The 23204-nt window shown below is 66.1% G+C and carries 17 protein-coding genes; 5 read left to right on the top strand and 12 right to left on the bottom strand.

Annotated elements, in window-relative coordinates:
• Nucleotides 1-24: 24 nt before the first annotated feature.
• Genes recD through recC form a run of 3 tightly spaced genes read right to left on the bottom strand, consistent with a single transcriptional unit; the run spans nt 25 to nt 9937 of the window.
• Complete coding sequence (recD, locus tag LY622_RS07350; RefSeq protein WP_234290292.1) at nt 25-2415, bottom strand: exodeoxyribonuclease V subunit alpha; 2391 nt, start codon at nt 2413-2415, stop codon at nt 25-27.
• Nucleotides 2412-6311, bottom strand: coding sequence for an exodeoxyribonuclease V subunit beta (gene recB / locus LY622_RS07345; RefSeq protein WP_234290291.1), 3900 nt, complete (start codon nt 6309-6311; stop codon nt 2412-2414). Before recB ends, recD begins: the two co-directional genes overlap by 4 nt.
• A complete protein-coding gene (gene recC, locus LY622_RS07340; RefSeq protein WP_234290290.1) occupies nt 6308-9937 on the bottom strand; it encodes an exodeoxyribonuclease V subunit gamma in 3630 nt (1209 codons plus the stop codon). Before recC ends, recB begins: the two co-directional genes overlap by 4 nt.
• Nucleotides 9938-10086: 149 nt before the next feature.
• Here recC and LY622_RS07335 point away from each other — a divergent pair, with 149 nt between their 5' ends.
• From LY622_RS07335 to LY622_RS07325, 3 genes are read left to right on the top strand one after another with little or no spacing between them, the layout of a single operon-like run.
• A complete protein-coding gene (locus LY622_RS07335; protein WP_234290289.1) occupies nt 10087-10488 on the top strand; it encodes an MbcA/ParS/Xre antitoxin family protein in 402 nt (133 codons plus the stop codon).
• A gap of 5 nt (nt 10489-10493) precedes the next feature.
• Nucleotides 10494-11186 (top strand): RES family NAD+ phosphorylase, encoded by a 693-nt coding sequence (locus LY622_RS07330; RefSeq protein ID WP_234290288.1) that lies wholly within the window; start codon nt 10494-10496, stop codon nt 11184-11186.
• Complete coding sequence (locus tag LY622_RS07325) at nt 11176-12168, top strand: 5'-nucleotidase (RefSeq protein ID WP_234290287.1); 993 nt, start codon at nt 11176-11178, stop codon at nt 12166-12168. The genes LY622_RS07330 and LY622_RS07325 overlap by 11 nt, the downstream gene beginning before the upstream one ends.
• Before the next feature lie 70 nt (nt 12169-12238).
• On the opposite strand, the gene LY622_RS07320 is transcribed toward LY622_RS07325, so the two are convergent.
• Together LY622_RS07320 and LY622_RS07315 are read right to left on the bottom strand one after the other, a co-directional pair.
• Nucleotides 12239-12880: a helix-turn-helix transcriptional regulator gene (locus tag LY622_RS07320; protein WP_234290286.1), complete on the bottom strand. Its 642-nt coding sequence runs from the start codon at nt 12878-12880 to the stop codon at nt 12239-12241.
• Between the two features lie 143 nt (nt 12881-13023).
• The gene (locus tag LY622_RS07315) at nt 13024-13326 is read right to left on the bottom strand and encodes an EF-hand domain-containing protein (protein ID WP_234290285.1); all 303 of its coding nucleotides are present in this window, start codon (nt 13324-13326) and stop codon (nt 13024-13026) included.
• Nucleotides 13327-13772: 446 nt separating this feature from the next.
• On the opposite strand from LY622_RS07315, the gene LY622_RS07310 reads away from it, so the two are divergent.
• The gene (locus LY622_RS07310) at nt 13773-15200 is read left to right on the top strand and encodes an amidase (RefSeq protein WP_234290284.1); all 1428 of its coding nucleotides are present in this window, start codon (nt 13773-13775) and stop codon (nt 15198-15200) included.
• 16 nt (nt 15201-15216) lie between these two features.
• On the opposite strand, the gene LY622_RS07305 is transcribed toward LY622_RS07310, so the two are convergent.
• The 7 genes from LY622_RS07305 to dctP form a co-directional block, all read right to left on the bottom strand.
• On the bottom strand, nt 15217-15810 hold the full coding sequence (locus LY622_RS07305) for an SHOCT domain-containing protein (RefSeq protein ID WP_234290283.1): 594 nt from the start codon (nt 15808-15810) through the stop codon (nt 15217-15219).
• 11 nt (nt 15811-15821) lie between these two features.
• Entirely contained in the window at nt 15822-16424 is a 603-nt protein-coding gene (locus LY622_RS07300) for a 2-hydroxychromene-2-carboxylate isomerase (protein ID WP_234290282.1), read from the bottom strand.
• A 35-nt stretch (nt 16425-16459) separates the two neighbouring features.
• Nucleotides 16460-17977, bottom strand: a complete 1518-nt coding sequence (locus LY622_RS07295; protein ID WP_234290281.1) for a malonate--CoA ligase — start codon at nt 17975-17977, stop codon at nt 16460-16462.
• Nucleotides 17974-19350 carry a malonyl-CoA decarboxylase gene (locus tag LY622_RS07290; RefSeq protein ID WP_234290280.1) on the bottom strand — a complete coding sequence of 459 codons (1377 nt, stop codon included), beginning with the start codon at nt 19348-19350 and terminating at the stop codon, nt 17974-17976. The genes LY622_RS07295 and LY622_RS07290 overlap by 4 nt, the downstream gene beginning before the upstream one ends.
• Nucleotides 19351-19363: 13 nt before the next feature.
• Nucleotides 19364-20698: a TRAP transporter large permease gene (locus tag LY622_RS07285; protein WP_234290279.1), complete on the bottom strand. Its 1335-nt coding sequence runs from the start codon at nt 20696-20698 to the stop codon at nt 19364-19366.
• A gap of 2 nt (nt 20699-20700) precedes the next feature.
• Nucleotides 20701-21216, bottom strand: coding sequence for a TRAP transporter small permease subunit (locus tag LY622_RS07280; protein ID WP_114574107.1), 516 nt, complete (start codon nt 21214-21216; stop codon nt 20701-20703).
• Between the two features lie 78 nt (nt 21217-21294).
• On the bottom strand, nt 21295-22296 hold the full coding sequence (gene dctP / locus LY622_RS07275) for a TRAP transporter substrate-binding protein DctP (protein ID WP_234290278.1): 1002 nt from the start codon (nt 22294-22296) through the stop codon (nt 21295-21297).
• A 200-nt stretch (nt 22297-22496) separates the two neighbouring features.
• On the opposite strand from dctP, the gene LY622_RS07270 reads away from it, so the two are divergent.
• Nucleotides 22497-23204: a GntR family transcriptional regulator gene (locus tag LY622_RS07270; RefSeq protein WP_114574105.1), complete on the top strand. Its 708-nt coding sequence runs from the start codon at nt 22497-22499 to the stop codon at nt 23202-23204.

The raw sequence follows: 23204 nt of genomic DNA, 5'->3' as shown, positions 1-23204 counted from the left end.
GTGTTTTCGTTGCATTCCCTGGCGCTAATCTTGGCCTGACGTTATCCCCAACCCACTCACCCTCACCACCTCTCTCGTCACCGCCTCATCCAGCATTCCCCGGCCCGTCTCCACTAGAGTGAGCCAGTCCCTCGCGCGGGTGATGCCGGTGTAGACCAGTTCCCGGGTGAGGATGGGGTTGGGGGCGTCGGGAAGCAGCAGGGCGGTGTGGGTGAATTCCGAGCCCTGGGATTTGTGTACCGTCATGGCGAATACGGTTTCCACCGCCTGCAGGCGGCTGGGTAGCACCCACTTGATGTCGCCGCTGCCGTCGCTGGCCGGGAAGGCAACGCGCAGCAGGGTGCGGCCGGGGGATTCGCTGGCGGTGAGAGCCTCGGGCACGGCGAGGGTGATGCCGATATCGCCGTTCATCAGCCCCAGGCCGTAGTCGTTGCGGGTGACGAGTACCGGGCGGCCTTCGAACCAACCCTGTTCCAGTTCCAGGTCGCTGGCCTTGAGCCAGCCGGCGCGGCGGAGTGCCCGGCCGATTCTCGGGTTCAGTCCTTCGATACCCCAGGTGCCTTTCCTCAGCGCACACAGCAGCTGGAAGTGGCCGTGGGCGGCGAGCACCTGGCGGGCCCAGTCGTCATAGGGCTGGCGGGCTTCGCCTTCGCCGAAGAAGGGCTGAGCGGGGCGCGCTGATTTCATTACTTCAAGGTAGTGGCCGTAGCCGACCGGCGGCGCGATGGTTTCGCCACGGCGGTCGTGGCGGCCTTCGCCGCTGTTGGCGAAGCCGGCCGGGTTGCCGTTCACTACCAGGCGATCCAGCGCCGGGTCGTCGGCATCCGCCAGGGCGAGACGGGCAATATCGGCGTAGCGTGACTTTCCATCAGTGCCGAAGATCTCGCGCACGGCGCGTTTCTTCTCCTTCTGGCCGTGGTCAGCGCCGAGCGGGCGGTTGACCGCTTCGGCGAGCTGGCCGATGCCGCTTTTCGCATCGAAGCGGTGGCTTACCCGCAGCATGGCAATGGCCTGGTCCAGCGGCTGGCCTGCTTCGTCGCGGTATTGCTCGGGTATCGGCGTGCCGATTACTTGTTCCAGCCAGTCGCAGGTAGCCGGGGTGTAATGGCCGCCTTCGGCATGCTGGCACAGGTCGCCGAGCACGGCACCGGCTTCCACCGAGGCGAGCTGGTCCTTGTCACCGAGCAGGATCAGCCGCGCCTTGGGCGGCAGGGCGGTGAGCACGGCGGCCATCATCTCGATATCCACCATCGAGGCTTCGTCGATCACCAGGGCGTCCAGCGCCAGCGGGTTGCCGGCGTGGTGGCGGAAGTGGCGGGTATCCGGTCGTGAGCCCAGAAGGCGGTGCAGCGTGGTCACTTCGGTGGGGATGCTGTCACGCAGTATTGAGATATCCACACCCTGTTGGCCCACGGCGCCGGACAGTTCCACCAGCGAAAGCCCCTGCACCTGCTTGGCGATGGATTCGTTGAGGCGCGCGGCGGCCTTGCCGGTGGGGGCGGCCAGGCGGATGCGCAGCGGGCGCGGAGCGCTGGAGCCCGCTTGTACCGGCTCGCCCAGGGCCAGCGCCTGCAGCAGGGCGAGCAATTTGACCACGGTGGTGGTCTTGCCGGTGCCGGGGCCGCCGGTGATGACGGCGAAGTGAGCCTGGGCGGCGAGGGCGCAGGCGATTTTTTGCCAGTCGATGTCCGCGCTGCTGGGGAAGAGGGAATCAAGAGCAGTGGCGAAGCGGTTAGTGTCGGTGGCGTTATCCGGGCGCCTATCGGCGCCAGTCGTGAGCTGAAGCTTCCTCCTACAGATTTCATCGCTTGTGCTTGAGGGTAAGGCGTCGTCGCTTGTGCCCAGTCTTGCTGAGATGTGGTGGCGAATATCCCGCTCGTACTGCCAGTAGCGGCGCAGGTAGAGCCGCACGTTGCCGTCGCGCTCGCTGCGCACCAGCGGGGTGTTTCCTGGGCCACTACCGTCCGCCACCAGGGCGGGGTGGTTCAGGGCGTCGCGCCAGGTGGCGAGTTCCAGCCCTGCCAGCAGGTCACTGGGCAGCGGCGGTGGATCGCTAAGGTCATCGCCTTCCGGCGGCAGCGAGAGCGCCAGGTCGGGGGCGGACAGGGTCTGGGCGAGGTCGAGACAGACGTGGCCGCGGCCGAGCTGATGGCTGGCCAGTGCGGCGGCAAGCAGCAGCAGGGGAGGGGCGTCGCTCACCTCGCGCTGGAAGAAGCTCGCCAGTGCCCGGTCCAGCGCACGCAGCCAGCCGCGTTCCACCCAGCGGTCGAGCAGGGCGAACAGTGCTTGGGTATCGTTGAGCGCGGCCTGTGCGTTGCCCTGCGCGGCTTGGGGCGCTGCGGCATCGTCGGACTCGTTCAGGTCGGCGAACAGGTCCGGGGTGGCGTCGTCGTGGTTCTTGCTGCGCTTGCTCATGCCGGCGCCTCCGTTGCCTGAGTGGCGGCGCTCGCCGCTTGGGTGTCGCCCTGGAACAGCGCATCCATCGCTTCGATCAGCTCACGCGGGGGGCGCTCGGCGTGCACGCCGCGGCTATCTGCATTGGCGCCGCGTAGGAACACCGTGAGCGAGCCGCCGATGTGGCGGTCGTAGTCGTAGCCCGGCAGGCGCGCCTTGAGCAGCCGGTGCAGGGCCAGCAGGTAGAGTGCGTACTGCAGGTCGTAGCGTTTCTCGGCCACCGCCTGGCGCATCGCTTCGGGGCTGTAGGCGCTGTCGTCCGGCCCCAGGTGGTTCGATTTCCAGTCGGCCACGTAGTAGCGCCCTTCATGCTCGAACACCAGGTCGATGAAGCCCTTGAGCATGCCGTTAAGGGTGTCGGCATCCAACGCGGGGCGCGGCAGGCTGGCACCTTCGCTGTCATCCGGGCTGGGGAGTGTGTAAGCACTTACGAGGGCGTCCAGCCGGCGGGTGCCGACCTTGCTGGCGGCGAACCAGAACTCCATTTCCACCTGGTAGCTGGTGAGGGTTTCGAGGGTGAGGCTGCCCGCGCCATTGGGCAGCGGCAGCGGGGCGGCGAGTAGGGTGCCGAACCAGGCGTGCAGGGTATTCAGCCACGGCTGCCAGCCGCGCACCTGGCAGCGGCGGGCCAGGGTCTCCTCGCGCAGGGCGGGGTCGCGGGCCACGCGGGCGAAGCCGTGCTCGCCGGCCCATTCGAGAATGCCGTGCAGGAAGGTGCCGGGCCCTGGGCCGCGGGGGAAGCGATGCAAGGAGGGCAGCGGTTCGCTCTGGCCGCTGTCATGGGGTTCTTCGATCACTTCCAGCGCGGTGGCCTCCATAGCGGTGGCCGGCTCGGGCAGGCTGCCGTTTCGCTGCGCTTCGCTGTCATGGGGGGTAGAAGGTAAGTCAGCCCTTACTGGGGCGCTTACCATTTCGCCCGAGAGGCGCAGCGCCGAGTAGCTGGCGATCCACCAGTGCTCCCGGGCGGGGCGCGTGGGCGTGCGTGCTTCGCCGAGGGCGTCGTCGCGCTCTGTCTGGGTTAGGATCTGGGCGTGGGCCGGCGGTGCCGGGGCGATCTCGATGGCGGCGCAGTCGCCCTTGAGCCGCGTCAGCGCTTCTTCAAAAACACTGGGACCGATCGGCTCTCCGTTGGCCAGCAGCTGGCCGATGGCGCTGCCTTCGCCGCCCTTGAGCGGCGCCATGCCGAGCCAGGTGGCGTGGCGCGCGCGGGTCAGCGCCACGTAGAGCTTGCGCAGGTCTTCGCCCAGGCGCTCGCGGTCGACGGTGGCCAGGGTTTCGTCATCGGCCTCCAGGCTGATGCGCAGGCGGCCCTCGGCGTCGTGCCAGCGCAGCGGCGAGTCATCCTTCTTCGTCGGACGGTGGCTGCAGATAAAGGGCAGGAATACCAGCGGGTACTCCAGCCCCTTGGATTTGTGAATGGTGATGACCTGCACCAGGTCGGCGTCGCTCTCCAGGCGCAGCTTGTGGGTGTCGCCCTGGCCTTCGGGGTGGGCAATGGATTCGGCGAGAAAGCGGATCAGCGCGTGTTCGCCGTCGAGTTCCTGGCTGGCGTGCTGCAGCAATTCCCCTAGATGGAGCAGGTCGGTAAGTGCTCTCTCACCGTCGCTGGCAGGCCCGCTCGAAAGCAGCCGCGTCGCCACGTCGAAGTCGTGGATGATCTTGCGCACCAGCGGCAGCACGCCCTGGCGCTGCCACAGCCGGTGGTAGTCGCGGAACTGCAGCACCCGGCTTTCCCAGGCCAGCTCGTCTTCGTTCAAACTATCCAACGTGGCGATATCGAGCCCCAGCACCGGGGTGGCCAGGGCGGTGCGCAGCAGCCGGTCGTCTTCAGGCGCCGCACAGGCGCGCAGCCAGGCGTCGAGCTGGGGGGCGACCGGCGAGGCGAACACCTTGTCCTTGTCGGAGAGGTAGACGCTCTTCACCCCACGCCGGGCCAGCGCCTGGCGGATCGCCCGCGCCTCGCCCAGGCCGTTGACCAGTACCGCCATATCGGAGGGCTTGAGCGGCTTGAGGGTGTCCTCATCCTTGAAGCCGGTACGCTCCGCCTGGCCTTCGTTGAGCAGCTCGACCATATAGGAGGCGCAGCGCTCGGCCATCACGCCGTGGTAGGCGGTCTTGGAGAGCGGCTCGTCGCTGTCGAGCTGCCACAGGGTCATGGCTGGCAGCGGCTGACCCTGGCGGGTGAGTGAGTCCTTGCGTCCTTTCGCTCCCACGGGCAGGAAGGGAACGGGATTTCCCTCGGGAGAATTGAACAGGAAGGCGCCGGGCGGGTGCGCCTCGGCGAATTCGAAGCAGCGGTTCACCGATTCGACCATCTCGCTGCTGGAGCGGAAGTTGGTGCCCAGGGTGACGTGGCGGCCATCGGTGTCGCGGCGTGCGCGCAGGTAGGTATGGATGTCGGCGCCGCGGAAGGCGTAGATCGCCTGCTTGGGGTCGCCGATCAGGAACACGCCGTTCTCAGGCGAGTTCTCGCGGATGCGGTAGACGCAGTCGAAGATGCGGTACTGCACCGGGTCGGTGTCCTGGAATTCGTCGACCAGGGCGACCGGGAACTGGCGGCGGATCTGCGCGCCCAGCGCCTCGCGGTTGGGGCCGGCCAACGCCCGGTCGAGGTGCGTGAGCAGCTCGTTGGGGCCCATCTCGGCGCGGCGCTCCTGCTCGCGGTCGAGCCGCGCCCGGCACCAGTGTACGGCGTGGGTGAGCAGGTCGGCGTAGGGATCGGGCAGGGCGTTGAGCTCGTCCTGCAGCGTTTCCAGCGCGGCCAGGGCGGGGTGGTTCGGCGGCTCGCCCTTGAGCCAGATATCGGCCATGCCCTGGGGTGTGAGGCGCTTCCAGGCGGCGTCGGTGAGGTTGGGCCAGGTGGCATCCCCCTGGGACCAGTCGCGCAGCGCGCCGAGCCAGTTGGCGCGGCTCTTGGCGTTGAAGCTCTGGCCCTTGAAGGCCTTCTGCTGGGCGGCCTCTTCGAACACGTCGCGCAATTGCTCGACCCACGTGGCCCACGGCGCCTTGAGCTCTGCCAGGCGCTCGGCGGTCTCGCGCTGGGCGTTGGTGACCGTCTCGGTCGGGGGCGGGGCGCCTTTATCCAGCGCCTCGGCTTCGGGCATCAGCCCGCGCACGGCAGCGTGCAGTTGCTCGGGCGTGCTCCAGTGGCGTACCACACTGGCCAGTTCGTCGGTGTTGAGCGGGTAGTAGAAGCTGCGCCAGTAGTCGCGCACCACTTCGAGTTCCAGCTCGGTCTGGTCGTTTTCCAGGTCGAGGGAGAACAGGCTGCCGCTGTCGAAGGCGTGCTCGCGCAGCATGCGGTAGCACCAGCTGTGGATGGTGGAGACGGCGGCCTCGTCCATCCATTCGGCGGCGAGCTGCAGGCGCCGGGCGCAGGAGGGCCAGGTGGCGGGATCGTATTGGTCGCGGAGGGCGATGAGCAGCGGATCTGCTTGGCTCTTCGTAGCCGGGGCTGATCCGGCGTCAGGCCTGCGAGGAGGCGCTGTGAACCCATCCTTGGGCGCTACCGATTCCATCCCTGGAATCGGACCTCCTCTTCGGCCTGCCCCCGGCGCCCCTTGGTCAGCCTTGGGAGCCGCTTCGGTTAGAAAGACATTCGCTGCCTCGACCAGTCGCGCGCGAATCCGCTCGCGCAGCTCCTGGGTGGCGGCGTTGGTGAAGGTCACCACCAGGATATCGGGCGGCGTCAGCGGGCGTTCGAAGGCGGCATCGTCCGCATCCGAGCGGGCGCCGAGCACCAGGCGCACGTAGAGCAGGGCGATGGTGAAGGTCTTGCCCGTTCCCGCGCTGGCTTCGATGAGGCGACTGCCGTGCAATGGGAACGCCAATGGGTCTAGCTGAGTGACCTCGCTCATGCCTTGCTCCCCGCTTTCTTCTCTTCTGTCTTCTTCCCGCCCTCTTTCTTGTCACCCTTGACGGCCAGGTGCACCGGGGCGAGCAGCCGCTCGGTAAGTTCGGCGAAACCGAGTCTGTCCTGGCGAGCTTCGTAGAGCCGGGAGAAGGTTGGCCAGCGGTGGGCGAGGTAGGCGTTGCGGCCCACTTCGCCGGCGTTGTAGTCGTCACCCTCGTAGGTCTTGCGGGCAGCGTGCCAGGCGTCGCTGTCGCGCTCACTCTCTGGCGTTCCGAGTTTGCTCAGCCAGACGAAGGCGGTGTCGCAGGCCAGCGGCAGCGGCTCGCGCATGCCGGCCTGCCAGGTTTTGACGATCTCTCGCAGGTGGCCGCGGGCGAGTTCCGGGTCGAGGGGCGGCAGCGTCACGTGGCCCGCCTTGGAGAGCAGTCGTGTGGTCAAAGGGTGGCCTTCCAGATGACCGGCCAGGTGTGCTATCCAGTGGCGCAGGATGTGGTGCCAGTGGTACTTGCCCTTCTTGATCAGGCTGCTGCTGACCAGCACCAGGCGGCAGCGGTTGCCCTCTGGGTCGCGGCGCAGCTCGTCGAGCCAGTCTTCCAGGGGCGGTGCGCCGGGCACGTTGAGCTGCACCGGCTCGGGCTCTTCGATGGCGTGGGGCCATTCGTCCAGCGCGGCTTCATAGGCTTCGAACAGTTCCGGCATCGGTTCGGTGAGCTGCTCGCGCATGCGCTCGCCGAAGGCGCCCATGGCCAGCACGCCCTGGCCCTGCAGGCGGTCGAGGGTGGCCAGCATGGCCGGCTCGCGGGGTTGGTTCTCGTCCACGGCGCGGCGCTGCTCGCGGATCAGCAGGTCCTGCAGCTGCCAGTTGGCGAGGCCGTCCAGGGCGAAGGGCTCGTGGTCGAGGCTGACGATGTCCTCGCGCTCGAGGAACACTTTGAGGCGGGTGGTAAAGAAGGCCTTGGCAGGATCGCGCAGGAAGTTGCCGAGTTGGGCCAGCGTTAGCGGCGTGTCCTGTTTATATGCCTCCAGGTCGAGGGGCGCTGCTTCCGCTGTCGCTTCTCCGTGCACGTCGCGCCACTCGTGGGCGTAGGTAAACAGCCGCCGGGCCGAGATGTCGCGCTCGGCCTGCTGTGCCTCGCTGGGGAAGTAGGTGCGGCTGAACGGCTGCAGCGGGTGTGCGGTGGTGAGGGCGTCGAGCAAGTCACTGTCGTCGCTTGTGCGCCAGCCGGCCTGAAGGTGGTCGCGCAGCTGGCCGACCAGCACCGAGGGCGGCTTCTCGGCGTTGTCGACGATGCTGCGGCCCACCCAACTGACGTAGAGCTGCTCCCGGGCGGAGAGCAGCGCTTCCAGGAACAGGTAGCGGTCATCCTCGCGGCGCGAGCGGTCGCCGGGGCGGTAGTCGCCGTTCATCAGGTCGAAGTCCATCGGCGGCTGGCTGCGCGGGTAGTCGCCGTCGTTCATGCCCAGCAGGCAGACGCGCTTGAAGGGGATGGCGCGCATCGGCATCAGGGTGGCGAAGTTCACCGCGCCGGCCATGAAGCGCTGGGACAGGCTCGACTCGTCGATCTGGCCCAGCCAGTGCTCGCGCACCACGGAGAGCGGAAGGTCGCGGATCAGCCCGGCCTCCTCGGCGCTCTCCTGCCACTCCTGCAGTTTCTGTTCGAGTTGGGCCAGCATCAGGCTGTCGTCAGGCGTGTCGGCGAGGAAGCTCGCCTCCAGCAGGGCGCGCAGGCGCTGCACCCAGCCGGCCACGTCGGTGGGCTCACGCAGGGTGCGCCACTGCTGTTCCAGGGTTTCCAGCAGCGCGGCGAGGGGCCCGGCCAGCGCCGCTTCCAGCCCGCCGATGTCGTCGAAGGGCTCGATGCCCTGCCACGGGCCGCTGGCAGCCTCGCCCACGGCGTAGCCCAGCAATAGCCGGCGCAGGCCGAAGGCCCAGGTGTTCTGCTCCATGCCCTGTGGCAGGTCGAGGCTGCCGCGCTGGCCGGCATTGAGCCCCCAGCGGATGCCGGCGCCTTCGATCCAGCGGCGCAGGGTGGGTACGTCGTCTTCCTTGATGCCGAAGCGTGCGCGCAGGGCGGGTACGTCGAGCATGTCGAGCAGGTCGCTCACCGAGAGGCGCAGCTCCGGCAGGCGCAGCAGCTTCTCCAGCGCGATCAGCAGTGGCAGGCGGTGGCGGCTGCCCTGGTCGGAGAGCGTGAAGGGGATGTAGCGCGGGTCGTCGCGGTCCAGCTGGCCAAAGACCGCCTGCACGTGGGGCGCGTAGTGGTCGATGTCCGGCACCATCACGATCACGTCGCGGGGCTTGAGGCCGGGGTCGGCGCTGAAGGCGGCAAGCAGCTGGTCGTGGAGGATCTCCACCTCGCGCTGGGGGCTATGGGCGGCGTGGAAGACGATGGAGTCGTCGCGGCTGGGGTCCACTGCCGGCCAGGTCTCGCGGGTCTCGTGCAGCGGGCGCAGCTCGCGGATGTCGTCCTGCAATTGCTGCAGCAGCCGGCCGTTCCCCTCGCGCACGAAGGGTTCGAACAGGTCGATGCGTAGCGAATCGGCGGCGAACAGGCGCTCGTATTGCTGGGCGTCGTCGTGCTCGTCGAGCAGGCGCAGGTAGTCGCGGCCCTGCTTGCCCCAGGCGGCCAGCAGCGGTTGGGCGTGCAGATGAAGGCTTTCCGCTCCGTCGCCATTAGCGTCAGCGTCGCCAAGGCCGAGCACGTCGAGCCGTGCTGGCATGCCGGCCTTGCGCTGCTGCCGGTAGCGCTGGGCGCGGAGCAGGTCCTTGTGCTCGATGATGTCGGCCCAGTAGTGCTGGCAGGGGTTGTGCACGCACAGCACCACCTGGCTGCAGCGGGCGATGGCGGCCAGTGCTTCCAGCGACTGCTGCGGCAGCGACGAGATGCCGAACACCATTACCCGGCGCGGCAGGCCGGCGGGGCGGTTGTCGCCGTCGAGCTGGCGCGCCGCCTCGAGGAAGCGGCGGTGCACCATGGCACGGCTGGAGGCCACGCCGTCGTCGCCCACGTCCTCGATGAGCGCGCGCCAGAGGGCGGGCTGCCAGCGCTGGGTGTCGGGAAGCGGGCTGGCCTGGCCGCGGGCGGAGATCAGCACGTCCTCGCCGCGGCCCCAGGCGTCGAGCCAGTCGGCGCGGTAGACCTGGTACTGGTCGAACAGGTCGGCCAGGCGCTCGGCGAGCTGGTGATGCTTGCGCAGGTCGTTGTCGCCTTCTAGGAAGCGGCGCAGCGGGGCGAATTCCTCCCGCGGCATCAGCTCCGGCAGCAGGCGCAGCAGCCGCCAGATCAGGTGTGACTTGTCGAAGGGCGAGGTGATGGGCACCGCATTGGGGTCGCCTTCCACGTGGTTGAGCACCGCGCGGTAGGCCTGCCACAGGAAGCGCGCCGGCAGGGTGACGTCCAGCGCGGCGGCGATGCCGCTGCCGCCATCGGCCTCGTCGGCGGCCAGCGCCAGCTTCATCCACTGGCCGATGCCGTTGCTCTGCACCAGGATCGTCTCGTTCTCCAGCGGCGCCAGCGGGTGGCGCTTCATCCACTCCACTGCCACGCCGCGCAGGTCCTCCAGGCGGTTGCCGTGAACGACCATGAAGCCGGGGGTGAGGGCATTCTCCTGGGGGGCGGCGAACGGCATGGCGGGTCCTTGCTCGGAAGGTGAGGCAAGGCCTCATGGTGCCGCAAAAGCGTAGGCGGATAAACGCGGCTGATGCATGAAGATTCGCATGCGAAGTTAATTTTTACTATAGTTCATATGCGGACTGTTATTCCCGCAGGAGCAAACCCATGAACGCTGAACAACGGCTCGAACGCCCCGATACGGCCAGCCCCGAAGCCGGGCGCGTGGCCTTGAAGTTCTTCTTCAATGTCATGGGGCTATGGGGTTGTACACCGGCCCAGCAACGCATCCTGCTGGGCAGTATCGGCAATACCACCTACCACAAGTACAAGAAGCTGCCTCAAGTCCGTCTGCCCCATGACACCCTGGAGCGAATCTCCTACCTCATGGGGATTCACAAGGCGCTGCGCATCCTCTTCAGCAGCAGCCCCGACAAGGCCTATGAATGGGTGCACAAGGCGAATGCCGCAGCACCGTTCAATGGGCAGTCGGCCCTCGAGTACATGCTGCATGGGCGCGTGGTGGACCTGGCGGATACCCGTCGCTACCTGGACAGTGTCCGGGGATGAGCGGGGTGGCGACCTGCCTCCCGGCGTGGCGAAATGCTTATCGCATCATCAATAGCGCATATCCGCCGATCGCGGTGTTCGAGGACACCCTGGATTCGGAAGATCTGGAGTTGGCCTTTGCGATCGAGGCGATGACCAACGACAGGCTGCTCGAGGAGGCCGGACAACTGAGCCGAGTGCCACCGCATGATCGTGTCGCGGGCCCCGGCTGCTCTCCCATCATGGCGGCCTTCACCCACATTGGGCGGCCATCGCGCTTCACCGACGGCAGCTACGGGGTCTACTACTGCGCCAGCACGCTGGATGCAGCGATTGCCGAGACCCGCTTTCACATGGCCGAGTTCCTGGCGGCGACCCGCGAGGCCACCGTCGAAATCACCATGCGGACCTATATCAACACCGTTACCCAGGCGCTGCATGACGTGCGTGTGGGCTATCCCGAGTTGCATGACCCGGACCCGGCCACCTATCCCCGCGGCCAGGCGTTCGCTTCGCGCATTAGGGCGGAAGGGGCGTGGGGCGTTCTCTATAACAGCCTCAGGCAGCCGGGGCATGAGTGCGCGGCGGTGCTGCGCCCACCGGCGCTGAGCATTCCCGTTCAGGGCTCGCATTTTCGCTACTTGTGGGATGGCAAGGCGCAGGCCGTTACCCATGTCCTGGAAATCACCGAGTACCGGAGGGACGACCATGGCCTATGACCTCAGTGAACGCCTGGTAATCGGGCTGGCATCCAGCGCCCTGTTCGATCTGGCGGAGTCCGATCGGGTCTTTCGCGAGCAGGGGGAGGCCTCCTATCGCGTCTACCAGCGTGATAACGAGAACACGCCACTCGGTACCGGCGTTGCCTTCCCGTTTATCAAGCGCCTGCTTTCATTGAACGAACTCAGCCCGGACAATCCGCCCATCGAGGTGGTGCTGCTCTCGCGCAACGATCCGGAAACCGGTCTGCGTGTCATGAAGTCGATCGAGCATCATGAGCTGGGCATCACGCGGGCGATCTTCCTGCAGGGGCGCTATCCCCACCGCTTCATTCCGGCATTGAATATCAGCCTCTTCCTGTCCGCCAATCGCCAGGATGTCGACCAGGCGATCCTGGCGGGGCACCCGGCGGGGCAGGTGCTGTCATCGGGCGATCTCGATCTGACCGATGAGGAGGAGCTGCGCATCGCCTTCGACTTCGATGGCGTGCTGGTCACGGATGAGTCCGAAACCATCTACCAGCAGCAGGGGATCGAGGCATTCCGCGAATACGAGCGGGCCAATGCCCAGGTACCGTCCGAGGCGGGCCTGCTGGCGGTTTTCCTGCGCAAGCTGGCCCACATCCAGATGCTGGAGAAGCAGCGCGAAGAGGAAACCCAGGGCGCCTATCGCCCCAGGGTCAGGGTGTCCATCGTGACGGCCCGCAACGCGCCGGCCCATGAGCGGGTCATCCATACCATGCGTAGCTGGGGAGTGACCGTCAACGAGGCCTATTTCCTCGGCGGCATCGCCAAGGAGCATGTTCTCGGCATCATCAAGCCGCATATCTTTTTCGACGACCAGGCCTCCCACCTCTCGGCCACCAGCGATACCCTGCCGTCGGTGCATGTGCCGTTCGGGCAGCTCAACCAGGGCCTCGTTGTCGGCGATGAAGAGCCAGCCGGGCCTGTCCAACCATCGCCTGAAGAGAATTCGCCATGAGCGACTATCTGCCCCGCAGAGGCCACTGCTCAACGGCGAAGGATGTGAGCTAAAGGGCGCACTGGTTGCCTCAGTCCAGGGGGCCGTTGGCGTGCAAGCGGCGCCAGTTCTGCGGGGTCATGCCCAGCCGGCGATGGAAGTGGCGGGTGAAGTGTGATTGATCGTAGAACCCGCACTCATGGGCAATGCTCGACAGTGGCTCAGTGCTGAATAGCATCATGTCACAGGCCTTGAGCAGGCGTTGGCGAGTCACGTAGGCCAAGGGCGGTTCGCCGAAGGTCAGTTTGAAGGCATGCGAGAAGTGACTGAGGCTGAGGCGTGTTTCGGCCGCCATCTCCTTGACGTGAATTGTCGCGTCCAGGTGGGTATCGACGAAGGCGGCGACGCGCCTGATCTGCCAGCCGACGAGTCCACCATGGGACGCGGGAGCTTCCTCTCGGGCGGGGGGCGTCGCGTCGGCACGGCCTGACAGCGCCACTACCGCGGTGTGCAGGGCTTGCTGCACACGCCGATTGTCCCGACCGGGGGACAGGATCACGACAATGGGAGTGTCGGTCAGATCGGCGAGCAATTTCCCGAGCTCGTCGGGCTGGAAGGCCTGGCGGTCCAGCAGGATAACATCGGGCTGCCGGGCGCGGACGCGTCCAGCGGCACGCCGAGCGCCGTTTATTACATCGACTCCAGGTAGATTCGGCTGATCTGCGAGGATCATGCTGCCTCTCCGCATGGCCTATCGGCTTCCCGACACTCGATTCACTATAGTCTGCTGGCATGCGGTATCGCCATCTCCTGTTGCGGTCGTATCGAGACGGAGGCGGGCAATAGAAACACCCGCCTCTGTGTGTTACCGATGGCTCAGATCGCCCGATACCGAAACTCCTGTGGCGTCAGTTGGCCGTCGTGGTTTCTGTCCAGTACATCGAAGGGTTCCGGCAGGACCTGTTGTTTGGCCTCGTCGGCCGAGATCCTGCCATCGCCGTTCGTATCCAGCCGTCGGAAATGATCGCGACCCTGGGGTGCCATGGATTCGACGCGAGTCTGCTCCATGCGTGCCTGTTCCATGCGATGCTGCGGGAAGGGTTCCCCTTCGGCCCAGGCGAACCCCGGTATCAGCAGCGACCCCAGTAATGCTGCGGTGGCGAGCCTATGAATCCTCATGTTCATCACCCTCCTGTGTGGATCCGATGACACATCAGATCCTGGGGCAAGCATGGTACCGAGCCGCGGCGAAAACTTGTGCGTCTCTGCGAGACTGGTATGTTCCTGCGCAAACAAAGCGCCACCCTGGATCGAAGGGTCTCTCGCCCGCCTCTTGAGCCAGCGGCCACTGCTTGCAACCGCAGCGGGCCGGAATTGGCCCGGGTGCGGGATTGAGCGTCGGCAGTTTGTGCGATAGGTGTTCCTGGCTCGCATGGGCCACCGTTACCGAAGAATTATCGACATGAGCGACTATCCTGCTAGATAGGCACCGCTCGCAGCCCACCACCTATCCTCTGTTCTGCGCGCCGAGTTGCTAGCGCCGGTGCCAACACGTCTTGACGATGCAGGATCGCATCCCGTGCCGCCTCAGTTCCGGGTGTCACGGCCACAAAGGAAGTGAAAACATGGAAAAGCGTTCTTCGCCCCAGGCTCCGAGCGGTTCGCACGACCTCTGGCGGCAGTCCGCCACGACACTGGCGGCCCTTATCAGATCCGGGGAAGTGTCGAGCCGCGAGGTGATCGATGCCCACCTGGCGCGGATCGAGGCGGTGAACCCTGAGCTCAATGCCGTCACTGTGATGCTGCGCACGTCGGCCCGTGAGGCGGCGGACGCGGCGGATGCCCAGCGCAAGAAGGCGGGCAAGCGCGATCTGCCGCCCCTGCACGGGGTGCCGTTTACGGTGAAGGAGAATGTCGATTGCGTCGGCACCCCGACCACCTTGGGCCTGGCTGCGAACGCCAAGGCATTGCCGGAACAGGATGCGCCGGTGGTCGAACGGATGCGTGCCGCTGGCGCCATTCCCATCGGGCGCACCAACATGCCGGAAATGGGCCTGCGCGTCTCCACCAGCAACCCGTTCAGGGGGCTGACGCGCAATCCGTGGAACGCACAGCTGACCGCGGGGGGCAGCAGTGGTGGCGAAGGCTCGGCCGTGGCGTCCGGCATGTCGCCGCTCGGAATCGGCAATGACATCGGCGGATCGCTGAGAAATCCGGCGTTCTGCTGCGGTGTCGCGGCACTGAAGCCCACCCAGGGGCGCATTCCCTTCGGTAGTGCCGGCGATGGCTTCCTGAGCGCACAGGTGATGCTGACCGATGGCCCCATCGCGCGCAGCATTGCCGATCTCAGGCTCGTTCTTGAGCAGGTTCACGGGCAGCACGTGCGTGACCCTCGCTCGGTCACGGTGGCGCTGGAAGGCCCGCGAGTCCCGCGTCGTGTTGCCATGGTGACATCGCTGCCCGGCACTGTTGTCGACCCGGCCATTGTCGCCAGCGTGCGGGCGGCAGGCGAGGTGCTTGCCGCCGGCGGTTATCAGGTGGAGGAGGGGATACCGCCGGAAATCGAGCTGATCAACCATCTCTGGACACAATTCCAGATGTCCGACCTGAGCCTCACGGCCGAATCGATACGGCCCACGCTCAGCGTGGAGGCCGCCATGCTCATGGATGCCCTGATCGCCAGGATCGACCCGTCGGTGACCCATGCCGCGCTGCATCAGGAGCGTTCGCGTCTCGGCCGGGCCTGGGCGGCGTTCTTTGCGGAGTATCCGTTAATCCTGGGGCCCGTCTGGCCGTCGGCACCGTTCGTGCACGATGCCGATGTCGCATCGCCCGCCGGCAGTGAGCTGATGCTGGGCATGCAGTGGTTCGTGACCCCCGGAAATCTGCTCGGCTTCCCCGCCGTCGTGCTACCGACTAGGCCGATCGACAACGCACCGATGACCGTTCAGCTGTACGCCGACCGCTTTCGCGACGACCTGGTGTTGGAGGCTGCCGAGGTCATCGAGGCCGCGTTTGGGCCCTGTACGCCGGTAGATCCTTTTGTAGCCTGAGGAAACAGAACGCTTCCTAGCTCAGTGGCTGTTTTCCGGTGGATATGACCGGCAGGCTGGCGAGGTCGACGTCGCCGTGCTGGCTGGTCACCGTCAATCGGCTCTGGCTTCCCTGCTGCTGGGCAAAGCCATGGATGCGATGGTCCAGGGTGTCATAGACCCGGAGGGTATCGTCGGTCTGTACGACGAGGCGCCGAGCCTGGGCAAAGTAGGCATAGCGTAAACCGTTCTGTTCGCCGGTCGCGTTGGGTGCGCCGAGTTCCTCCGGCCACCAGGCGGTGTTCTCTTCCGCGACGAGCCAAGCTGGCTGTTGGGCAGCTATTTCACCCGCTATCCCTTCACCAGCCATCCCACCAACCCTCTCACCAATCTCGTGGCACAGCGCATCCACGCGGGCGTTCAAGGCATGGTTGAGAGGGTCGCTCAGCATCAGCATGCCACCTTGCATCCATTGGCCGGGGCCGCCGAACTGCGGGTGCGAAAACATCGCCATCTGGCCATCACCGTCGGCCACGGCCAATACCAGGTGCGCAATGGCGTCGCGACTGAAATCGTGACGCTCGGCGAGCTCGTCGACGATGGCGAGCCCCCGGGGGCTGAGTGAGTGCATGCCGGTTTGACTCACGGTTCGCCGGCCAGTTTCTTCTCGACCAGATCGAGCCTGTCTTGCCCCCAGAAGGGCTCACCGTCGATGTCGTACCACGGGGAGCCGAAGCAGCCTGCCGCGACGGCCTGTTCGCAGGCCTCATCGAGGCGCTGCTGCCCCACGTCCGATTCCGACTCCTCCAGCAGCGCCTGGCCGTCCAGGCCGCAGGCGTCGGCGATCTCGCGCAGCGTGTCGAGGTCGGCGACGTCACGCTCCTCGGCCCAGCAGGCCTTGAGTATGGCCAGCGACAGTTCGGCGATGTCGTGGCCATGGGCCTTGGCGGTCAGTGCCAGGCGCGCCGCCGGGCGGTCGTCGGTGGGGAAGTGCTTGGGTTGCCGGTTGAGGGGGATGCCAAGCTCCTGCGGCCAGCGCTTCAGCTCCGCCATGCGGTAGGCCTGGCGCTCGGGCGCCCGCTTGGGCAGCGGCAGCCCGCCGGTCCTGGGGAATACTGCGCTGAGCGTGATCGGCACATAGTCGATGGTGGCGCCGTGGCGGGCGGCGATCTCGCCGAGCCGGGCATGGCCCAGGTAGGTCCAGGGCGATACCTGGCTGAAGTAGTAGGTGATGCGCTTGGGCATGTTGGTCGTTGCCTCTTCTGTCTCGTCAGTGTTTCCTAACGATAGATGTCCTGGTAAATCTTGCGCAGCTCATTCTTCTGCACCTTGCCCATGGTGTTGTAGGGCAGTGCGTCGACGAAGAGCACCCGCTTGGGCTGCTTGTACTTCGCCAGCCGGTCCTTGAGGAAGTCGATGACACCCCGCTCGTCGAGCCGGGCGTCGGCTTCCGGCACCACCACGGCGGTAACGCCTTCGCCGAAGTCCGGGTGGGGCAGGCCGATCACGGCGGATTCCTTCACCCCCTCCAGTTCGTCGATCACCTGCTCGACCTCCTTGGGATAGACGTTGTAGCCCCCGGAAATGACCATGTCCTTGTCGCGGCCGACGATATGGACGTAGCCGCGTTCGTCGACCATGGCCAGGTCGCCGGTGACGAAGAAGCCATCCTCCAGCAGCTCCTCGCGGGTCTTCTCGGGCATCCGCCAGTAGCCGATGAAGACGTTGGGGCCGCGAATCTCGAGCATGCCGATCTCGCCATTGGGGAGCGGCTCATGGGTTTCGCGGTTGGTGATGCGATACTCCACGCCCGGCAGCGGCATGCCCACGGTGCCGGCGCGACGCTCGCCGTCGTAGGGGTTGGAGAGGTTCATGTTGGTTTCGGTCATGCCGTAGCGCTCGAGGATGGCATGACCGCTCTTCTGTTCGAACTCCCGGTGGGTCTCGGCGGTGAGCGGGGCCGAGCCGGAGACGAACAGCCGCATGTTGGCGGTGGCTTCGGGGGTCAGGCGCGGATCCTGGATCAGCCGCGTGTAGAAGGTCGGCACGCCCATCATCACGCTGCCGCGAGGCAGCTCCTCGAAGATCACGTCGGCGTCGAAGCTCGGCAGGAACAGCATGCTCGAGCCGGCCATCAGGGTGACGTTGCAGCCGACGAACAGCCCGTGGGTGTGGAAGATCGGCAGGGCGTGGATCAGGCGGTCCTCGGCGGTAAAGCGCCAGGCCTCGACCAGGGTGGCGGCATTGGAGCCCAGGTTGCGGTGGGTCAGCATGGCGCCCTTGGAGCGCCCGGTGGTGCCCGAGGTATAGAGGATCGCGGCCAGGTCGTTCTCCTCACGCGGCTCGATGGTGTCGTGGGGCGTGGCCCGCTCGGCGGCCTGCATCAGGCTGCCGTCGCCGTCGGTGCCCAGGGTTTCCACCGCCGGGCAGCCGGTCTCGCTGGCCACCGCCCGGGCCTGGTCCAGGGCGGCCGGGCGGCAGACGAACAGGGCCGGTTCGGCGTCGGCAAGGAAGTAGCGGATCTCGTCGGCGGTATAGCCGGTGTTGAGCGGCAGGTAGACGCCGCCGATCCGCAGGCAGGCGAGATAGAGCAGGATCGCCTCGGGGCTCTTGTCGACCTGCACGGCGACCCGGTCGCCGGGGGCGACACCCAGCGCGGCCAGGGCACCGGCCAGCCGGGCGCTGGCGGCCAGGGCAGCGGCGTGGCTGTAGCGGCGGCCGTCACGGGTAGTGATGAAATCGGCATCGCCGCGTTCCTGCATGCGGGCGGCGAAGGTTTCGAAAAGGTTCTGGCTCATTTGACGTTCTCTCCCTTGGCCATTTTCCTGGCGCGGCGAACGAGGTCGCGGACCTCGTTCGAGTGGGCCACCTTGGCGTTGGCGATGTAATTTTCGTGATTTCGCTCGATGTCGTCGAGTACGTAGAGATAGTTGACCATGAGTCCCTCGGCCTGTTTCAGGCCCTTGGGCGAGACATCGCCAAGCCAGTTGATGCGCTTCAGTTCGGCGCCGTTACCCAGGTGGAAACGGGCCACCGGGTTGAGCGGCAGGCCGCGGGCATTCTTCTCCTCCACCAGGTAGCGTGCGGCCAGGGGCTTGATGATGGCCTTCAGGCGATCGCTCTGCTCCGGGTCGCGATGCCAGTCGGGGCTGTCGAGCCCTTCCAGGGTGCGGCGCAGTTCGGCCGGCAGGCTCTCGTCGGTGCGGCAGCCCGCGAGCCACTGGCTGAAGCCGGGGACCGGCGAGAGGGTCACGAAGTGCTTGAGCTGGGGCAGCTCCTGCTTGAGTTCCTGGACCACCTGCTTGATCAGGAAGTTGCCGAAGGAAATGCCGCGCAGGCCGGTCTGGCAGTTGCTGATGCCGAAGAAGGCGGCGGCATCGGCGGCCTCGGGGTCGTCGATGTCTCGCTCGCCGGCACTCTCCCCCGAGAGTATCGGCTGGATCCTGTCGGGGAGGCCCTTGCACAGGGCCACCTCGACGAAGATCAGCGGTTCGTCGCCGATCGCCGGGTGGAAGAAGGCGAAGCAGCGCCGGTCGCGGGCGTCGAGCCGACGACGCAGGTCGTCCCAGTCGCGGATCTCGTGCACCGCCTCGTAGCGAATGATCTTCTCCAGGATCGATGCCGGCGTGTTCCAGTCGATACGCTTGAGCATCAGGAAGCCGCGGTTGAACCAGGAACCGAACAGGTGGGAGAAGTCGGCGTCGATGGCATTGAGTTCTTTCCCGTCAGAGCGGGGCTCGCGCAGCAGCCCCAGCAGGTCCTCGCGCATGCGCACCAGCTCGTAAGTGCCGTTGCTGGCCAGGTTGAGCCGCCGGAACAGCTCCTGCCGGCGCGGTTCGCAGGCATCGAACAGCGTCTGCAGGTTGGCGTTGTTGCGCGCTTCCCGGTAGGCCGCATAGGCCCTGTCGATGTCGGTTGGCTCGGCGGCGAACTCGGTTTCCAGGCATTCGAAGAAGCGCCGCCGCTCCTCCTCGCCCAGCTGGCGATACATGGCCAGGGCCCGGCTGGCCAGGGCGATGCTCGACGCCTCTCCATCGCTTTCCAGCAGGGCGTGGCAGGCCTTGATCAGCTGAGCATGGTCCGGCGCAACGATCTCCCCCTGGCGACGCCGCAGCAGGGCGTCGCGCTGGGTGATGCTGTTGAACAGCTCCTGCAGGAAGGTCATGTTCATGGATAGAGCCTCCTTAGCCCATGATCAGGTTGGGTAGCCACAGGGCGATACCCGGGAAGAAGCAGAGCAGCAGGATGCCGAGCACCATGCACAGCGCGTAGGGCAGGCTGCCCAGCAGGATATCGCGCAGCGAGATGTCCGGGGCGATGCCCTTGATGATGAACAGGTTCAGGCCCACCGGCGGCGTGATCAGGCCGATCTCCAGGTTGATGGTCAGGATCACCGCGAACCAGTACGGATCGAAGTTGGCGGCCAGGATGATCGGTAGCAGGATCGGCGCGGTCATCACGATCACCGCCACCGGCGGCAGGAAGAAACCGGCGACCAGCAGGAACAGGTTGATGATGCCCATCAGCACCCAGCGATTGACGTCGAGATCGCTGATGGCTGCCGCGATGGTCTGGGTGATGAACATCGAGGAGAGCGCGTAGGCGAACACCTCGGCGGTGGCGATGATCAGCATGATCATCACGCTTTCGCGCAGCGAGTCGCGCATGATCAGCTTGATCGGTCCCACCTGCCACATGCGGTAGATGATCACTGCCAGGGCCACGCACAGGAAAGCCCCGACGCCGGCGGCTTCCGAGGGCGTGGCGACCCCGCCATAGAGGGCGAACAGGATGCCCGCGACCACGGCCAGGAACGGCAGTACGCGGATCAGCGCCTTGAGGTTGGCGTCGACGTTCTCCTTGATGGACTGCTTCACCCGCTCGGCGGACTGGGCCATGGGGTTGTTGTACCCCCCGGCCAGGCGGCAGGCGATCATGGTCCAGATCATGAACAGGCCGGCCAGCATGAAGCCGGGGACCACGCCGGCCATGAACAGGCGGCCGATCGAGGTCTCGGTGGAGATGCCGTAGATGATCATGGTCACCGAGGGCGGGATGAGGATGCCCAGGGTGCCACCTGCGGCGATGCAGCCGGCCGCCACGCCATCCGGATAGCCGCGTACGCGCATCTCTGGAATGCCCATCTTGCCGATGGCGGCGCAGGTGGCCGGCGAGGAGCCGGAGAGCGCGGAGAAGATCGTGCAGGCGCCGATGTTGGAGACCGCCAGGCCGCCGGGCAGGCGCCCCATCCACAGGTCCAGCGAGCGATAGAGGTCGCGCCCGGTGGGTGAGGACGCCACGGCGGCACCCATCAGGATGAACATCGGGATGGCCACGAAGCCGAACTCGGCGATGCGGTCGAAGAAGGTCTCGCCGAAGTAGGTCAGTTCGGGGAGCCCGCGATCATAGATCAGGGCCACCAGCGAGACACCGCCCAGGGCGAAGGCGATGGGGGTGCCGATCGCCATCAGCAAGACCAGGGCGATGGCGACGATGATTCCCATGGTAATCGGGTCCATGCTCAGTTCTCCCCGCGCAGAATTTCAGCGATGTATTGCAGCGACAGCAGCGTCGCTCCCACGGCCATCGGCAGCAGGGCCGGCCATAGCGGGGGGTTCCATACGGTGCCGGTGGTCCAGCCGCCTTCCCAGGCCTCCCAGACATAGACCCAGGCGCCGTAGGCCAGCGCCGCACAGAAGGCCAGCCCGATCAGCGAGGCCGCGAGTCGCATGAGCTTCTGGGGCAGGCCGCCCAGGGCGTCCGGCAGGATGGTGATGGCGACATGGCCGCCGGTCATCAGCACATAGGGGCTGCCAAGCAGCATGGCGGCGGTGACCGAGAAGACCGTGAATTCGGTCTGCCAACTGGTGCTCATGCCGAGGATGTAGCGGATGAAGACCATCTGGCAGATCACCAGCACACCGGCGATGAACAGCGCGGCGGCAAGGTAGGCGGTGATTCGAGACAGGACGTCCATCGTGCGGATGAAGCCGCCGACGACGCCGGATCGTTGAGCAAGGGACTGAGAGTGGGCCATGGCAAGGATGTCCTCCCGAGTGAAAGGGCGCCGGCCGTCCGGGGCGGATGGCCGACGCGTGTCTCAAGTGGTCGGGACTCACTCCACGGCGAGGGCGGCGTCGATGATCGCCTGGCCGTTGGGCACGTTCTCGGCAAAGTTCTTGTAGGAGGTCTCCTGGGCGATCTCGAGCCAGGCGTTGTAGTCCTCCTCGCTCATGCGTACCACCTCGATTCCATTCTCTTCGTACACCTCGACCATCTGCTGGTCGATGGCCGCAGCCTCGGCGGCGAAGAACTCCTCGGCGGCCTTGCCGGCCTCGGCAAGTGCCGCCTGCTGCTCCTCGTTGAGGCCCTGCCAGACCTGGTCGGAGATCAGCACCGGCTCGTACATGAACCACAGGGCGAAATCACCCGGCTCGGTGAGGCATTCGACCTGTTCGTAGAGCCGGAAGGAGATGAACGACATCGACGAGGTGTTCGCGGCGTCCAGCACGCCCGTCTGCATCGCGGTATAGACCTCGGAGGAGGGCATGGAAGCGATCGAGGCGCCGGCGGCCTGCAGCATCTGTTCGAAGGCTGGCCCGGCAGCCCGGATGTTCTGGCCGCGCACGGTATCCGGCGAGGTGATGCACTGCTCGCTGGAGGCGAAGCCCCCCGACAGCCAGGTGTCGGCCAGTACCCGGGCGCCCCCTTCCTCGATCACCGAGTGGATCATCGCCATGTATTCGGAGTCGTTCAGGCGCTTGGCGTGCTCATGGTTGCGCACCAGGCCGGGCATCAGGGTGGCGGAAAACTCCGGGTGACGACCGCTGGCATAGTCCAGCGGCAGCAGGGTGAGGTCCAGGCGACCGCGAACCAGGGCGCCCCACTGCTCGTTGGCCTTGAACAGCGACTGGCCGGGGTAGACTTGTATGCTGAGGCCCACATCCGCCTCGGCGACGTGGCGTGCCATCATCTGCACCATCTCGTCGCGAACGTCTCCCTGGCCGCCGGGGAACTGGTGAGAGGCACGAAGGACGGTGTCGGCCGAGGCGATGCCGCTGAAGGCGATGGCGAGTCCGAGCGCTGCGGTAGCGGCAGGCTTGATTTGGCGTGTCATCTTGAGGCTCCAGAATTTGTTTTTGTGTATGGTTGTTACTGTGACTAGTGTTTATCAGGCGAGCTGATGTATACATCAATAGACCTCATATATACTGTTGTCAACATTGGCCGGTCTGAATCGCCAGCAGGCAAACCCGCAGGCAAGGTAGGGGAGCGGCGGGGTGGTCATGTCATGAAGGTGTGTCATGGAGGTGACAGGTGAGCAGTGTTAAACGTTCGAGCGCGCAACGACTCAGGGATGCTCTGGAGGATGACATCATCAACGGTCGGCTGACGCCGGGAGAGCGGCTCGATCCGGAGGCCCTGGGCCGGGAGTTCAGTGTTTCGCGCACCCCCGTACGCGAGGCGATTCAGCAACTGGTGGCCAGCGGCCTGGTCACGGTGTCGCCCAAGAAGGGCACCTTCGTCGCCCGGATCGGCATCGACCAGTTGATCGAGATGTTCGAAGTGATGGCGGAGCTGGAGGGCATGTGCGGGCGCCTGGCGGCACGGCGTATCAGCGAGGAGGAACTCGCCGCACTGCGCGAGGCCCTGGCCCGCTGTGAAGCGGCGGCCGAGGCGGGCGATACCGACGAGTACTACTACGAGAACGAGACCTTCCACGACTGCATCTACACAGCCAGCCACAATGGCTTCCTGGCGCAGGAGGCGCGGCAACTGAAGCAGCGACTCAAGCCCTACCGCCGGCTGCAGCTTCAGGTACGCCAGCGCATGGGCGGCTCGCTTGCCGAACATCGCAAGATTGTCGCCGCCATCGAGCAGGGCGAGGCAGAGCTTGCGGAGCAGACGCTGCGCGAGCATGTGTTGATCCAGGGCGAGCGGTTCAGCGATTTCATCGCCAGCGTCAAGAAGCTGGATGCGTCGGCGACCCGCCTGGACGCCCCCCATGACCGAACAAGGGCCTGA

The organism is Halomonas alkalisoli, assembly GCF_021412585.1.
GTDB lineage: Bacteria > Pseudomonadota > Gammaproteobacteria > Pseudomonadales > Halomonadaceae > Halomonas > Halomonas alkalisoli.
Note: the sequence above shows the minus strand (reverse complement) of the source record. Positions and strands in the feature narration are given on the sequence as shown.

Bases quoted from the DNA above. Each gene is read 5' to 3' on its own strand.
- recD (WP_234290292.1), bottom strand. From the start codon at position 2,415: ATGAGCAAGCGCAGCAAGAACCACGACGACGCCACCCCGGACCTGTTC.
- recB (WP_234290291.1), bottom strand. From the start codon at position 6,311: ATGAGCGAGGTCACTCAGCTAGACCCATTGGCGTTCCCATTGCACGGC.
- recC (WP_234290290.1), bottom strand. From the start codon at position 9,937: ATGCCGTTCGCCGCCCCCCAGGAGAATGCCCTCACCCCCGGCTTCATG.
- LY622_RS07335 (WP_234290289.1), top strand. From the start codon at position 10,087: ATGAACGCTGAACAACGGCTCGAACGCCCCGATACGGCCAGCCCCGAA.
- LY622_RS07325 (WP_234290287.1), top strand. From the start codon at position 11,176: ATGGCCTATGACCTCAGTGAACGCCTGGTAATCGGGCTGGCATCCAGC.
- LY622_RS07320 (WP_234290286.1), bottom strand. From the start codon at position 12,880: ATGATCCTCGCAGATCAGCCGAATCTACCTGGAGTCGATGTAATAAAC.
- LY622_RS07315 (WP_234290285.1), bottom strand. From the start codon at position 13,326: ATGAGGATTCATAGGCTCGCCACCGCAGCATTACTGGGGTCGCTGCTG.
- LY622_RS07310 (WP_234290284.1), top strand. From the start codon at position 13,773: ATGGAAAAGCGTTCTTCGCCCCAGGCTCCGAGCGGTTCGCACGACCTC.
- LY622_RS07305 (WP_234290283.1), bottom strand. From the start codon at position 15,810: ATGCACTCACTCAGCCCCCGGGGGCTCGCCATCGTCGACGAGCTCGCC.
- LY622_RS07300 (WP_234290282.1), bottom strand. From the start codon at position 16,424: ATGCCCAAGCGCATCACCTACTACTTCAGCCAGGTATCGCCCTGGACC.
- LY622_RS07295 (WP_234290281.1), bottom strand. From the start codon at position 17,977: ATGAGCCAGAACCTTTTCGAAACCTTCGCCGCCCGCATGCAGGAACGC.
- LY622_RS07290 (WP_234290280.1), bottom strand. From the start codon at position 19,350: ATGAACATGACCTTCCTGCAGGAGCTGTTCAACAGCATCACCCAGCGC.
- LY622_RS07285 (WP_234290279.1), bottom strand. From the start codon at position 20,698: ATGGACCCGATTACCATGGGAATCATCGTCGCCATCGCCCTGGTCTTG.
- LY622_RS07280 (WP_114574107.1), bottom strand. From the start codon at position 21,216: ATGGCCCACTCTCAGTCCCTTGCTCAACGATCCGGCGTCGTCGGCGGC.
- dctP (WP_234290278.1), bottom strand. From the start codon at position 22,296: ATGACACGCCAAATCAAGCCTGCCGCTACCGCAGCGCTCGGACTCGCC.